The following is a 13,538-nucleotide window of genomic DNA, read 5'->3' as shown; positions in this document are numbered from 1 at the left end:
GCACACCCCCACCCTTCTGACACACGCACCACCCCGCACCCACGCCTCCCTGCGCGCGCTCCTCCCCGCGCGCGCTCCTCCCTCCCCGCACGCCTCGCAGACGCGCCCGCATCGAACACACGCCCTCGCCTCGAGCAGGCGCACCCGCGCCCGCGCCGATGCGCTCGCCTCGAGCAGACGCGCCCGCGCCCGCGCCGATCGACACCCAACCTTCTGACGCGTGCCGCCCCGCACCCGCACCCGGCAAGCGCACCCACGCCCTCAGCGACTCATCCCCACACCCCGGGCGCGCACCGCCCTGCACCCGCGCCCGTCAGGCCTGCCCGCGTTGTGGAGACGCACTCGCGCTCGGTGCAGGCGCGCGTCCCCGTGTCGGCGGTCCGCGGTCGGCATCAGCACCCGCGCTGAGCAGCCGCGCGCGCCTCGAGCAGACGCACCCGCCTTGAGCAGGCGCGCTCACGCCGAGTGCGAGCGCACGGGCATCTCCGCATCGGCGGTCGGAAACGACAGCCGGGCCACGCGAACGACGAACTGCCCAGGCCGCATCACCCGGTCAAGGCTGGGGCGGCAGAGCCTCGGAATCGATCCAGCGCGACAGCGTCGCCGCGGCATCCGCTCCCCCGGCGCGCTCGACGGCGCGACGGAAGTCATCGGTGGTGACGAGGGCGTGGCGGTGCTCGGCGGTCCACGACCGCAGCAGGTCGAAGAAGGCGGCGTCGCCCAGCTGACGGCGCACCGCGTGAAGGGTGAGCGCCCCGCGCTTGTAGACCCGATCGTCGAACATGTCGTCGGGCCCGGGATCCACCAGCAGCAGATCGCGCGGTTTCGCCGCCAGGCGCGCGTGGTACTCGCCCACGCAGGTCTGCACCCTCGGTCCGCCCGAGTGCTCCGACCACAGCCACTCCGCGTAGCAGGCGAAGCCCTCGTTGAGCCAGATGTCGCTCCAGCGCGCCAGCCCCACGCTGTTTCCGAACCACTGGTGCGCGAGCTCGTGCGCGACGAGGCGCTGGGCGGCGGGAACGAGGTGGTTCATTCCGAAGACGGCGAGACCCTGGGCCTCGAGGGGGATCTCGAGCTCGTCGGCCGTCACCACCAGCGTGCACGCGGGCTGGGGGTACGGCCCGAACAGGGTGTCGAAGAGCCGCAGCATCTCGGGCACCGGCGCGAAGGCGCGATCGACGGCAGCGGTGAGGGAGGGCGGCGCGCTCACCGTCACGGCGGGAACGACCCCGGTGCCGGAGCCCGCGAGCGGGCGCGTGCGATAGCGCCCCACGTGCACGGCGGCGAGGTAGGTGGCGGTCGGCACGTCGGAGACGAACGTCGTGGTCACCCGACCTCCTCGACGCGAGCTGACGCCCTCGACTCCCGTGGCGACCGCGGTGTAGCCGTCGTCGACGGTGATCTCGATCCGCATCGCAGCCCGGTTGTCGGGCCGGTCGTTGCAGGGGAACCACGTGGGGGCTCCGACGGGCTGCCCCGCCACGAGGGCGCCGTCGGTGAGCTCCTCCCACCCGACCGCGCCCCACCGCGACCGCCGCGGCGCGGGCGCACCCGCGTACGCCACTTCGATCTCGAACGCCTCCCCGGCGCTGAGTCCCCGCGCCGGCGTCACCCGGAGCACGCGGGGCCCCGGAGTGAAGCGCACCGCCTCTCCATTGACCTTCACCCGCGTGGTGCGGAGTCCGACCAAATCGAGCGCGAACGAGGTCACGGGTTGGCGGGCGACCGCGGAGATGGTGGCCACCCCGTCGAGGCGGTTCGTGCGAACGCGGTATCCGAGTACCAGGTCGTACGACGTCACGTCGTACGAGAGATCGCCGCTCTGCGGAGCGTAGGCGTCGGCGCTCACGAGGTCGACTGGTAGGCGCGCACCTTGACCGCGCGCCAGGGGCCGATGGGGTTGCCGCTCCACCGCGAACCGACGGGCACCGTCTCTCCGCGCATGACGAGCGACGCGGGTCCGACCGTGGCGTGCGCCCCGAGGGTCGAGGCGGGCAGCACGACGCTGTGGGGGCCGAGCGTGGAACCCGGTTCCAACTCGACGGTGTCCATGCTCATGATTCGATCATGGAACAGATGCGTCTGAACCACGCATCCGCGGTTGACGGTTGACGCGTCGCCCAAAGTGACCAGGTCGGGCTCGGGCAGCCAGTAGCTGTCGCACCACACGCCCCGGCCGATCTTGGCACCGAGGGTGCGCAGCCACACGGCGAGCGCGGGCGTCCCCGCGGCCGCGCGGGCGAACCAGGGAGCGGCGACCATCTCGGTGAAGGTGTCCGACACCTCGGTGCGCCAGACGAAACTCGACCACAGCGGCTGCTCGCCCGCCCGGATGACACCCACGATCGCCCACTTGGCCGCGGTCGACACCCCGGCGGCCACGGCTCCCGCGGCCAGCAGCACGATGCCCGAGAGCAGCAGCGTCCCCACCGGACCGACCGTGTCCCACAGCGCGGCGAGCGCGAACAGCACGCCCAACCCGATGGCGCAGGTGACGACGACGGGCACGAAGCGGCACAGCTCCCACAGCGTGCGCGCGAGCCGCAGACCGGCGGTGGGCCGGTACGTGCGCGACTCGTCGCCCTCCGCCGACAGGCGACGCAGGCGCACGGCGGGTGAACCGAGCCACGACGACCCCGCCTTCGCCTTGGGCGGGGCGGCCGAGAGCACCGCGACCAGTCCGTCGCGAGGCACGCGGTGGCCGGGGGCTGCCATACCGGAGTTGCCGAGGAAGGCGCGCTTGCCGATGCGCACGGGGCCGATGCGCATCCATCCGCCGTGCAGCTCGTACGAGGCGATCATCGTGTCGTCGGCGAGGAACGCGCCGTCTTCGATGCGCGCCATGGACGGAATGAGCAGCACGGTCGAGGCCTCGACGTCGCGACCCACGCGCGCGCCCAGCATGCGCAGCCATATCGGCGTGAACAGCGACGAGTACAGCGGGAAGAGGATCGTGCGCGCGGCGTCGAGCAGTCGCTCGATCGTCCACGCCTGCCAGGCGACGCGGCTGCGCACCGGGTGGGGGCCCTCGACGAGCCCGATCGACAACAGGCGCACGAGCAGCACGACGGATGCCGCGAACACGAGCCCCGTCACGGCCACGGCCGGAACGAGCCAGGCGAACGCCGCCCCGACGGCCTGCGCGAGATCCGCGCTGCCGCGCAGCCCCTGGGCGAGCACGAGTCCTCCGACGGTGAAAGCGGCGAGCGGCAGCAGAGCGAGCACGACGGCCGATACCGCGTACGCCCACAACCATCGCGTGGGGGCGGCGGGCCGCTCGCGCGGCCAGTCCCGTGCGATCCCGCCCACCCGTTCGGCGGGCGAGCCGGCCCACGACTGGTCGGCCTTGACCCGACCGAACACCGCGGAGCCCGGCGCGATCTCGGCCCGTCGACCGATGCGGGTGCCGGGCGCGAGAGTAGATCGCGCGCCGACCGTCGCCCCGGCCCCGATGCGCACCTGGCCGATGCGCACGAGGTCGCCGTCGATCCAGTACCCGGTCAGATCGACCTCCGGCTCGATCGAGGCGCCGTCGCCGATCACGAGCATCCCCGTCACGGGCGGCAGGGCGTGCAGGTCCACGTCGCGGCCGATGCGCGCCCCCAGGGCCCGCGCGTAGTACGACACCCACGGCGCTCCGGCCAGGCCGACGGCATCCACCTGGTCGGCGATCTGCTCCGCCAGCCACAGGCGGATGTGCACCCCGCCGCCGCGCGGATAGTCGCCGGGGCGCACCCCGGCCAGCAGGAGGCGAGCGGATGCCACGGCGATGGCCATGCGCCCGAACGGGGTCGAGAAGATCAGCAGGCCGATGCCGAGCACGGGCCAGGAAACGGAGGGCAGCACCTCGAAGCCGGGCACGGTCTGCAAGATCGCGGATGCCGTGAGCAAGTACAGCACCCAGCGCACGCCCGACAGGATGAACAGCGGCGCTCCGAGCAGCGTCTGCACCCACTGGGTCGATCGCGGGGTGGGCGCGGCCCGATGGAACGACGCGGGCGCCTCGTCCTTGAGCTGCGGACCGAGGGCCTTCGCCATCGCGCCCAGGCGCGGCACGTCGTAGATGTCGGCGACCGAGAACTCCGGCACGCGCGCGCGGATGCGCGAGACCAGCTGCGCGGCGGCGAGCGAGCCGCCTCCGAGGTCGAAGAAGTCGGTCTTGCGGTCGGTGACGGGCAGCCCCAGCACGGCCTGCCACTGCTCGGCCAACCACGCCTCGTCGGCGGAGAAGTCGGTGGCCGCGGGCGTCTCGACGCCGGGCAACGGCCACGGCAGCGCGGCGCGGTCGACCTTTCCGGAGGTGCGTACCGGCAGGGCGTCGACGACGCCGAGCAGGGGGATGGTCGCCGCGGGCAGCCGCTCGGCGAGCGCCGTCCGCGCGGCGGACCGATCGAGCTCCATCCCCTCCTCCATGACGAGGTAACCCACGAGCACCGGCACCCCGGCCTCGGTGGTGCGCACCGCGACCGTCGCGGCGCTGACATCGGGCAGGTCCTGCAGCGCCGACTCGACCTCGCCGAGCTCGATGCGTCGACCGCCGACCTTCACCTGGTCGTCGGCGCGCCCCTGGAACACCAGGCCCGCCGGGTCGAAGCGCACGAGGTCACCCGATCGGTAGGCCCGCTCCCATCCCAACGTCGGCATCGGCGCGTACTTCTCCGCGTCCTTCGCGGGGTCGAGGTAGCGGGCGAGGCCCACGCCGCCGATGATGAGCTCTCCCACCTCGCCCTCGCCGACCGGCAGGCCCTCGGCGTCGACCACCGCGAGCGACCAGCCGTCGAGCGGCAGGCCGATGCGCACGGGGAGCGATCCGTCCAGCAGCGCCGCGCACGCGACGACGGTGGCCTCGGTGGGGCCGTAGGTGTTCCACACCTCGCGCCCCTCCGCGACGAGTCGCGCCGCCAGTTCAGGCGGGCACGCCTCACCACCGAAGATCAGCAGGCGCACGTTCTCGATCGAATCCGCCGGCCACATCGCCGCGAGCGTCGGCACCGTCGACACGACGGTGATGCTCTGGCGCAGCAGCCACGGGGCGAGGTCTTCCCCCGAGCGCACGAGCGAGCGCGGCGCCGGCACGAGGCACGCGCCGTGCCCCCAGGCCAGCCACATCTCCTCGCACGAGGCGTCGAAGGCGACGCTCAGTCCGGCGAGCACCCGGTCGCCCGGACCCAACGGGTCGCCCTGCAGGAAGATGCGTCCCTCCGCCTCGACGAACGCCGCCGCCGACCGGTGCGAGACGGCGACTCCCTTGGGCACCCCGGTGGAGCCGGAGGTGAAGATGATCCACGCGTCGTCGTCGACGCCCGGGGGCGCGACCACGGGGACCGCGTTGGTGCTCGGGTGGGGCGCGTCGCCCTCGTACAGGCGCACGAGGTCGGCATCCGGATCGCTTGCGACGAACTCCCCGTCACCCGCCACGATGCCTTTCACCCCCGCCTCGCCGAACACCAGGCGCGCGCGCTCGTCGGGGTCGTCGGCGTCGACGGGCACGTAGGCCGCCCCGGCCGCCATCACCGCGAGGATCGACACGTACAGCTCCTTCGAGCCCGACGGCATCCGCACGCCCACGCGGTCTCCGCGGCGCACCCCGGCGGCGTGCAGCGCCGCGGCCGTGCGCCACACGCGCGCCAGCAGTTCGCGGTAGCTCAGCGCGCCCGATCCGTCGTCGATCGCCGAGGCTTCCGGATGCCGCGACGCGACGTCGCTGAGGAGGTCGATCAACGTGCGGGCGGGGGCAGCGGCGTCCGTTCGATCGAGCGGGGCCTGTGCGGCGAAGGCGGGTGTCGTCACGGGCGAACAGTACAACGCCCAGGAAAACGCCCCGGAACGGCGTACCCGGTTCACCTCCCGTTCACCCGCACAACGCAGTCTGTTAGCAGTCGCTGTTTACCGTGCCGGAGAGCCCTGCACCGGGTTTCCAGTTCCCGACATCCGAAGGATTCACACAGTGAAGATCTCCCGCCTCGCCCAGCTGGGCACCGTGGCCGCCGTGGCCTCTCTCGCGCTCGCCGGTTGCGCCGGCCCCTCGGCCTCCGGTGGCGACGCCGCCGGCGCCTCGGCCTCCCCCTCCGACTCCGGCGTGGCATTCACGGTCGACACCGCCCTCACGGGCACCATCACGTCGGGCGGCTCGAGCGCTCAGTCGAACGCGCAGGCCGCGTGGACCGCCGCGTACAACGCCCAGGCCAAGGGTGTCACGATCAACTACGACAAGTCGCAGGGCTCCGGCGGCGGTGTCACCAACTTCCTGAGCGGCGCCTACGACTTCGCCGGCTCCGACGCTCCCCTCACCGCCGACCAGACCACCCAGTCGAAGGCGCTGTGCACCGAGGGTGGCGTGAACATCCCCATCTACCTCGATGGCGTCGCGATCATCTTCAACATCCCCGGCGTCACCGACCTCAAGCTCTCGGGCGAGACCATCGCGAAGATCTTCGCGCTGCAGATCACCGACTGGTCCGACCCGGCCATCACGGCCGACAACGGCACCGCGCTCGCCGCCGGCCCCATCACCACCGTCGCGCGCTCGGACGGCTCGGGCACGACCACGAACTTCACCAACTACCTCGCCGCGACCCAGTCGTCGGTGTGGACCTCCCCGGCCGGTAAGGACTGGCCGATCGAGGGCAACGTGTCGAAGCAGAAGGGTGGCTCGGGCGTCGTCGAGGCCGTCAAGGCCGGCACGGGCACCATCGGCTACGCCGACCACTCGGCCATCGGCGACCTGAACGCGGCGTCGATCGTCCAGGACGGCACGGCCATCGCGTACAGCGGCGAGGCCGTCTCGAAGACCTTCGACCTCGCGGCCGTCGAGGCCAGCAACGGTGTGACGGGTGACCTGTCGAAGAAGTTCGACTACTCGAAGCTCACCGCCGAGACCTACCCGATCCCGCTCGTGTCGTACGCGATCACCTGCACCTCGTTCAAGGACGCCAAGCAGGCCGAGCTCGTGAAGTCGTACCTCGGCTTCATCACCAGCACCCTCGGTCAGCAGGTCGCCGCCAAGAACGCCGGCTCGGCTCCGCTGCCCGAGTCGGTCCTCGAGGCCGCGCAGGAGACCCTGTCGGCCATCAAGTAAACATCTCGTCGGACTCGGCCCGGCTCGCATCCACTGCGGGCCGGGCCGGGCTGATCGGAACGGTCGACCACCGTCGAACGCTCCGCTGAGCCGAAATCCTCAGAGAACACCCGATCGAGGAGAACCCATGACCCGTGCCGAGCGTGAGGTCCCCCGTGACTGACACCGTCACCGAACCCGAGACCTCGCCCGCCTCCCCGCCGCCGTCGCAGCCTCGCTCGAGCATCGTCGGCAAGCGTCGCGTCGGCGACTCCGTCTTCCTCGGTCTGTCGACCACCGCCGCGGTGTCGATCATGATCATCCTCGCCGGCGTCGCGATCTTCCTGATCCTGCGCGGCCTCCCCGCCATCACCGGCAACTGGACCGAGGGCGATCTCGCCGGCTACCAGAACGGCCAGTGGACCAACTTCTGGCAGTACGTCGGCCCGCTGCTGTTCGGCAGCATCTGGGCGGCGCTCATCGCCATGGTCATCGGCGCTCCGGTCGCGATCGGCATCGCGCTGTTCATCTCGCACTACGCCCCGCGCCGCATCGCCGGATTCCTGGGCTACATCGTCGACCTGCTGGCCGCGGTCCCCTCGATCGTCTTCGGCCTCTGGGGCATCATCGTCATGCGCCCCCTGCTGCTGCCGGTCGGCGAGTTTCTCAACCAGTACCTCGGCTGGATCCCGCTGTTCCAGGGTCCGGTCTCGTCCACCGGCTCGACGATGCTCACCGGTGGCGTGGTGCTCGCCGTGATGATCCTCCCGATCGTCACCTCGATCACCCGCGAGGTGTTCCTGCAGACCCCGCGCCTGCACGAAGAGGCGGCCCTCGCCCTCGGCGCGACGCGGTGGGAGATGATCCGCCTGTCGGTCTTCCCCTACGCCCGCAGCGGCATGGTCTCGGCCACGCTGCTCGGCCTGGGTCGCGCGCTCGGCGAGACCATGGCCATCGCGCTGATCGTGTCACCCAGCCTCATCTACTCGGTGCTCCTGCTCACCGACGGGTACAACTCGCAAACCATCGCCGCCAACATCGCGCTGAACTTCCCCATCGCCACCGACCTGCAGCGCTCGGCGCTGATCGGCACGGGCCTGATGCTGTTCGTCGTGTCGCTCGCGGTCAACATGTTCGCCCGCTACATCATCGGTGCGACCGGACCCGGGTCCAAGGGCCGCAAGAAGGGCAAGCGTTCATGACCGTCACGGCCCCCTCCGCTCCCCTGGCGCTGACCAGCGGGCAGCTCCCCCGCTACATCGAGCCGATGATGCTCGTGGGCGTCGCGATCGTCGTCGCCGGCGTGCAGCTGCTGCTCGGCGGCTTCAACCTCGCGACCTGGCTGATCATCACGGCGATCATCTACCTCATCGCGATCGGCGTCGGCTCCACCATCGTCGAGAACCGGCGCAAGGCCGTCGACCGGGTGGTGCGCGGCCTCGTCACCGTCGCGTTCCTGCTGGCCGTGGCCCCACTGATCTCGACCCTCTGGACCGTCGTCTCCAAGGGACTCGCGGTCGTCAACTGGAACTTCATCACCCAGACCGGCGGATCCACGTTCGACCCGAACACCCTCGAGGTCGTCGCCACGGCGGGTGCGTGGCAGGCCATCGCCGGAACGCTGATCATCACGGGCATCGCCGCGCTCATCTCCGTGCCGATCGGCATCCTCGCCGCGGTCTACCTCGTCGAGTACGCGCAGCCGAACAACCCGCTGCGTCGCGCCATCACCTTCCTCGTCGACGTGATGACGGGCATCCCCTCGATCGTCGCCGGTCTGTTCGCGTTCTCGCTGTTCAGCCTGGTCATCGGTCCGAAGGCGTTCAGCGGCTTCTCGGCATCCATCGCCCTCTGCGTGCTGATGATCCCCATCGTCATCCGCTCGACCGAAGAGATGCTGCGCCTGGTCCCCGCCGACCTGCGCGAGGCGTCCCTCGCCCTGGGCGTGCCGCGGTCGGCGACGATCATCAAGGTCGTCCTGCGCACCGCGGCATCCGGAATCATCACCGGCGTCGTTCTCGCCGTGGCCCGCGTGGTGGGTGAGACCGCGCCGATCTTCATCGCCGCCAGCTTCACCGACAACTTCAACGCCAACCCCTTCGACGGCCCCATGCAGACGCTCCCCGTCATGGCGTACACCGCGTACAGCTTCCCCGGGCAGGACATCGACGCGTCGCAGGCCAACGCCTGGGGTGCCGCCTTCCTGCTCGTCGTCCTCGTCGTCATCTTCAACCTGATCGCCCGTATCGTGGCGGCGGTGTTCGCGCCCAAGGCGCGCTGAGCCCAGAAAGGCACTCACTCGTGTCCAAGAGCATCGAGGTCCAGGACCTCAACGTCTACTACAGCGACTTCCTCGCGGTCGAGGGCGTCTCGATCGACATCGAGCCCCGCTCGGTCACCGCGTTCATCGGTCCCTCGGGCTGCGGCAAGTCCACGTTCCTGCGCACGCTGAACCGCATGCACGAGGTCATCCCCGGCGGTCACGTCAAGGGCCGCGTGCTCATCGACGGCGACGACCTCTACGGTCCCGGCGTCGACCCCGTGCTCGTGCGTCGTCACGTCGGCATGGTCTTCCAGCGCCCCAACCCGTTCCCGACCATGTCGATCCGCGAGAACGTGCTGGCCGGCGCGAAGCTCAACGACAAGCGCATGTCACGCAGCGACGCCGACGCCCTCGTCGAGAAGTCGCTGCAGGGCGCCAACCTCTGGAACGAGGTCAAGGACCGCCTCGACAAGCCCGGCGGCGGCCTCTCGGGCGGTCAGCAGCAGCGTCTGTGCATCGCGCGCGCCATCGCCGTCTCGCCCGACGTGCTGCTGATGGACGAGCCCTGCTCGGCCCTCGACCCCATCTCGACGTTCGCGATCGAGGAGCTGATCGGCGAGCTGAAGAGCGAGTACACCATCGTGATCGTGACGCACAACATGCAGCAGGCCTCGCGCGTGAGCGACAAGACGGCGTTCTTCAACATCGCCGGCACCGGCAAGCCCGGAAAGCTCATCGAGTACAACGACACCGCGTCGATCTTCACCGCGCCCAGCGTCCAGGCGACCGAGGACTACGTCTCGGGTCGCTTCGGATAAGCACCCAGCGCACCGCGAAGGCCCCGCTCCGGCGGGGCCTTCGTCGTTCACGCCTCAGTCCCGCAGGCTCAGTCCCGCGGGCTCAGTCCCGCGGGCTCAGTCGCGCGGGCTCAGTCGCGCGGGCTCAGCAGGTAGGCGTTCAGCTCGTCGGTGAACGCGCGGTCGACCGGAACCGACGTGCCGTCGACGGAGCGGATCGGGGCGGCGAGCCGCACGCTCGACAGCAGCCACGCGGCATCCGCCGTCGTGAGATCGGTCACCGGGACCGTCTCGTACGCCGTCGAGAAGCCGCGCGCCTCGAGGAACGAGAACAGACTCAGCTGGGTCGTGCCGTGCAGGATGCCGGCGGCGGGCGACGGGGTCGCGAAGCGATCTCCGACGCGCAGGACGACGGATGCCGTGGGAGCCTCGAGCACGAATCCGTCGGTGGTGACGAAGACGGCGTCGTCGGCTCCGCGCCGTTGGGCCTCGCGGATGGCCGCCATGTTCACGCCGTACGACAGCGTCTTGGCACCCAGCTGCAGCCACGGCGCGTGCGCGGGGGCGTCGAGGGCGTAGCCGCGGTCGAGGGTGACGACGTCGACACCCTCGCTCCGGGAGCGGGAGTTGTCGGGCGCCGTGGCGAGCGTGATCCACGCGGTCGGGGTCGGGCCCTGCTCCACTCCGCGGCTCAGGACGAGCTTCATGACGTTCTCGCCCGAGCCCGCCTCGGTCGCGACGCGGGCGATCGCCGCCCGCCACTGCGCGGGGTTCGGCGCGGGCAGCTCGCAGAGCTCGGCGGAGCGCGCGAGGCGGGCCAGGTGCGGGCCCACCTCCTGCACGTGCCCGTCGACGACGCCGAGCGACTCGAAGATCCCGTCGCCGCGCTGGGCGCTCAGCTCTCCGAGCGGAAGGACGGGCCCGTCGGGGTCGACGACGCGGAAGGTCGCGTCCCAGTCCTCTCGGGTGTCGTCGGATGCCGCGGGGTCGAGCAGAAGAGCGGAACGCCAAGCCATACCGCGAGCCTAGACGCGGGAAACGACACGCCCGGGGCTTGTCAACGGGGCTGTCGGAGGGAATGCCACCGCGCCGGTCTTGTTACACTCTTCATGCCGGGCCGCAGTAACCCCGGGCTCCATCTTCTGCCGCTCTGAGCGGCCTTGCGCCGAGAGGCGTTCTGCGGTCCGGCACTTTTCTTTTCCGCGGTGTGTTCTCCCGCGGAGCGCTCACGTCAACGCGTCGCGGCGCCAGAGAGCGGCGGATGCCGAGAGATCTTCGGCGTAGGTCGCCAGCCGCAGGGCGCGCGTGGTCAGGGCACTCGCCCGCTCCGACTCGGTGTTCTCGTAGTCGTCGGCGAGGTGGGTCGAGCCCGCCGCCTGCACCCGGCAGAACGCCGCCGCGCGATCGAGGGCGACGGCGAAGTCCCCCTCGAAGAGACCGCGCAGGATGGTGTCGATGAGCGCCACGAGCTCTTCGGGTCCGGCGGGAGCCGGGGCCCCGGCCACCACGGCATCCACCGTCGCCATCTCGACCCGGCCACGCTCGTACAGCAGGGCGGCGGTCGGGGCGTCGTCGTGGATCATGAGCTGCAGCAGGTAGAGCCGCCACAGTGCCCCGGGAAGCGACCGCGCGGGCGAGCGCGACCACAGCTCGGCGATGTCGTCGATGCCGTGGTCGTCGGTGAAGGCGACGAGACGTTCGACTACGTCGATGCTGGGGTCGGCCCGCACTCGGGACAGCAGCGCCTGAGCGGTGCTGTGCGCGACGCGCGACACCTCGGCGGGGTCCTCGGCGGAGAACAGGCGGTCGAAGAGCTCGGCGGGGCGCCGGACCGGCTTGTGGAACTCGCGGGGGGAATCGCTCATGCATCCAGGCTAGAGCGTCGGCCCCGGAGGCCGGGCCGGGCTCAGGCGGGGCGACTCACGCCGTGGCGACAGCGAGCACGGGGGCCGAGCTCGGCGTGCCGTCGGGCGAACCGCCGGCGGGTTCGACGGTCACGGCGATGACGTCACCGCTGTGCATCTCGCCCGTGAGCTGGGCCGTGGCGTTGCCGTCGGCATCCGGCTCGAAGATCCCGGCCGGGATCGCGATCTGGTCCTCACCGCGGACGAACCACAGTTCGTAGGTCTTGCCGTCGGGCAGCGCCGGCATGCCGTCGGCGACGAGCACGCTCTTGCCGCTCGAGGGCGACCAGTGGGCCGTGGCGACCGTGCCGTCGGGCATGGTGGCCGAGGCCGACTGCGCGTCGGGCGCGTCTTCGATCTGCTGGAGGGCCACGACCGCGGCGGGCGGGGCGAACAGCTGACTGACGGTGACGGCGCCGAAACCGAGGACGAGGACGGCGGCGAACGACGCGGCAAGCGCGAACCAGCGGCGGGCACCCCAGCCGGAGGCCGACGACGCGCCGACCGTGACAGCCTCGCGCTCGGGCTCGATGACGGCGGGCCCGGCCGCGGCGTAATCCTCGTCGTCGACGACGGATTCGTTCGGAGATGTGGATACCGCTGAGTCCTGCGGGAGCTCGGAGATGCGGGCGAACAGCGACGCACGCACGGACGGCGGGGGCTCGACGGGCTCGACGGAGTCGCCGATCGCGGCGACCGCATCGACGGCGTGGCGTACGTGGTGGTCCCAGTTCGGGTTCCCCGCGAGAGCCTCCTGGTACGCGCGCTCATCAGCCTCGGAGAGCGCGTTGAGCGCGTGTCCGACGGCGAGGTCGGCGAAGTCCCTCTCGTTCACTTGTCCACCCCCATTTCCATCCTCAAGCGCGACAGGCCGTCGCGCATCCTGGTCTTGATCGTGCCGAGCGGTGCCCCGACGAGGGTTGCGATCTCACTTTGGCTGTACCCACCGAAATAGGCCAGCGTGAGTGCTTCCTTCTGTGCTTCGGGAAGCGCCGCCAGTGCATCGACGACGCGCCGCCCTTCTATTTTCATCTCTACTTTTTCCGATACGGCGTCGTAAGCGACATCCATATCGCGGAATCCTGCGCGCACATCGCGATCCACGCTCGACTGCGATGACCGCACGCGGTCCACCGCTCGACGGTGCGCGATCGTGAGAATCCACGATCTTCCTTGCCCTCTGTTCGGAGTGAACCGCGCAGCGGATTGCCAGATTTCGAGGAAGACCTCCTGCAGAACCTCTTCGCTCTGCGACCGGTCGACGAGCACGCGCAGGATGAGACCGAACACTCGAGGGGACAGCGTGTCGTAGAGCTCGGCGAAAGCGGAGCGGTCGCCGTCGGCCACGCGCTGCAGCAAGGCACCGACGTGATCGGCAGGCGCAGGCCCCTCATCGGGGAGGTCGAAGCCGTCGATCACCATGCGTCCCATCATTGCGTACGTCTCCGCGTGGGCACGCGTGCGTGCGCGCGCGTCGCGCGTGAGCTAGCGCCCGCGGCCTTCCCGCCCCCTTCTCC

General features: G+C 70.8%; 10 protein-coding genes. 4 read left to right on the top strand and 6 right to left on the bottom strand.

Annotated elements, in window-relative coordinates:
* Positions 1 to 553 precede the first annotated feature (553 nt).
* A complete protein-coding gene (locus tag LPW41_RS14270) occupies positions 554 to 1,849 on the bottom strand; it encodes a M1 family metallopeptidase (protein WP_230705181.1) in 1,296 nt (431 codons plus the stop codon).
* Positions 1,846 to 5,790: a Pls/PosA family non-ribosomal peptide synthetase gene (locus LPW41_RS14265; RefSeq protein ID WP_144833091.1), complete on the bottom strand. Its 3,945-nt coding sequence runs from the start codon at positions 5,788 to 5,790 to the stop codon at positions 1,846 to 1,848. The genes LPW41_RS14270 and LPW41_RS14265 overlap by 4 nt, the downstream gene beginning before the upstream one ends.
* Before the next feature lie 157 nt (positions 5,791 to 5,947).
* On the opposite strand from LPW41_RS14265, the gene LPW41_RS14260 reads away from it, so the two are divergent.
* The 4 genes from LPW41_RS14260 (at position 5,948) to pstB (ending at position 10,138) form a co-directional block, all read left to right on the top strand.
* Positions 5,948 to 7,078 carry a PstS family phosphate ABC transporter substrate-binding protein gene (locus LPW41_RS14260; protein ID WP_144833089.1) on the top strand — a complete coding sequence of 377 codons (1,131 nt, stop codon included), beginning with the start codon at positions 5,948 to 5,950 and terminating at the stop codon, positions 7,076 to 7,078.
* A gap of 155 nt (positions 7,079 to 7,233) precedes the next feature.
* Positions 7,234 to 8,259: a phosphate ABC transporter permease subunit PstC gene (gene pstC, locus LPW41_RS14255; RefSeq protein WP_144833087.1), complete on the top strand. Its 1,026-nt coding sequence runs from the start codon at positions 7,234 to 7,236 to the stop codon at positions 8,257 to 8,259.
* Positions 8,256 to 9,338, top strand: a complete 1,083-nt coding sequence (gene pstA, locus LPW41_RS14250; protein WP_144833085.1) for a phosphate ABC transporter permease PstA — start codon at positions 8,256 to 8,258, stop codon at positions 9,336 to 9,338. Before pstC ends, pstA begins: the two co-directional genes overlap by 4 nt.
* A gap of 20 nt (positions 9,339 to 9,358) precedes the next feature.
* Positions 9,359 to 10,138 carry a phosphate ABC transporter ATP-binding protein PstB gene (pstB, locus tag LPW41_RS14245; protein WP_144833083.1) on the top strand — a complete coding sequence of 260 codons (780 nt, stop codon included), beginning with the start codon at positions 9,359 to 9,361 and terminating at the stop codon, positions 10,136 to 10,138.
* A gap of 110 nt (positions 10,139 to 10,248) precedes the next feature.
* Here pstB and LPW41_RS14240 read toward each other — a convergent pair whose 3' ends face one another.
* The 4 genes from LPW41_RS14240 to sigK form a co-directional block, all read right to left on the bottom strand.
* Complete coding sequence (locus LPW41_RS14240) at positions 10,249 to 11,133, bottom strand: aminotransferase class IV (protein WP_154097446.1); 885 nt, start codon at positions 11,131 to 11,133, stop codon at positions 10,249 to 10,251.
* A gap of 210 nt (positions 11,134 to 11,343) precedes the next feature.
* Positions 11,344 to 11,982 carry a DNA-directed RNA polymerase subunit beta gene (locus LPW41_RS14235; protein ID WP_154097445.1) on the bottom strand — a complete coding sequence of 213 codons (639 nt, stop codon included), beginning with the start codon at positions 11,980 to 11,982 and terminating at the stop codon, positions 11,344 to 11,346.
* Positions 11,983 to 12,037: 55 nt separating this feature from the next.
* Positions 12,038 to 12,856, bottom strand: a complete 819-nt coding sequence (locus tag LPW41_RS14230) for an anti-sigma factor (RefSeq protein WP_144833077.1) — start codon at positions 12,854 to 12,856, stop codon at positions 12,038 to 12,040.
* Positions 12,853 to 13,455, bottom strand: a complete 603-nt coding sequence (sigK, locus tag LPW41_RS14225) for an ECF RNA polymerase sigma factor SigK (RefSeq protein WP_230705180.1) — start codon at positions 13,453 to 13,455, stop codon at positions 12,853 to 12,855. The genes LPW41_RS14230 and sigK overlap by 4 nt, the downstream gene beginning before the upstream one ends.
* Positions 13,456 to 13,538 lie beyond the last annotated feature (83 nt).

Source organism: Microbacterium sp. JC 701 (assembly GCF_021026215.1).
Classification (GTDB): Bacteria; Actinomycetota; Actinomycetes; order Actinomycetales; family Microbacteriaceae; genus Microbacterium; species Microbacterium algihabitans.
This window is presented reverse-complemented; position numbering and strand designations above follow the sequence as displayed.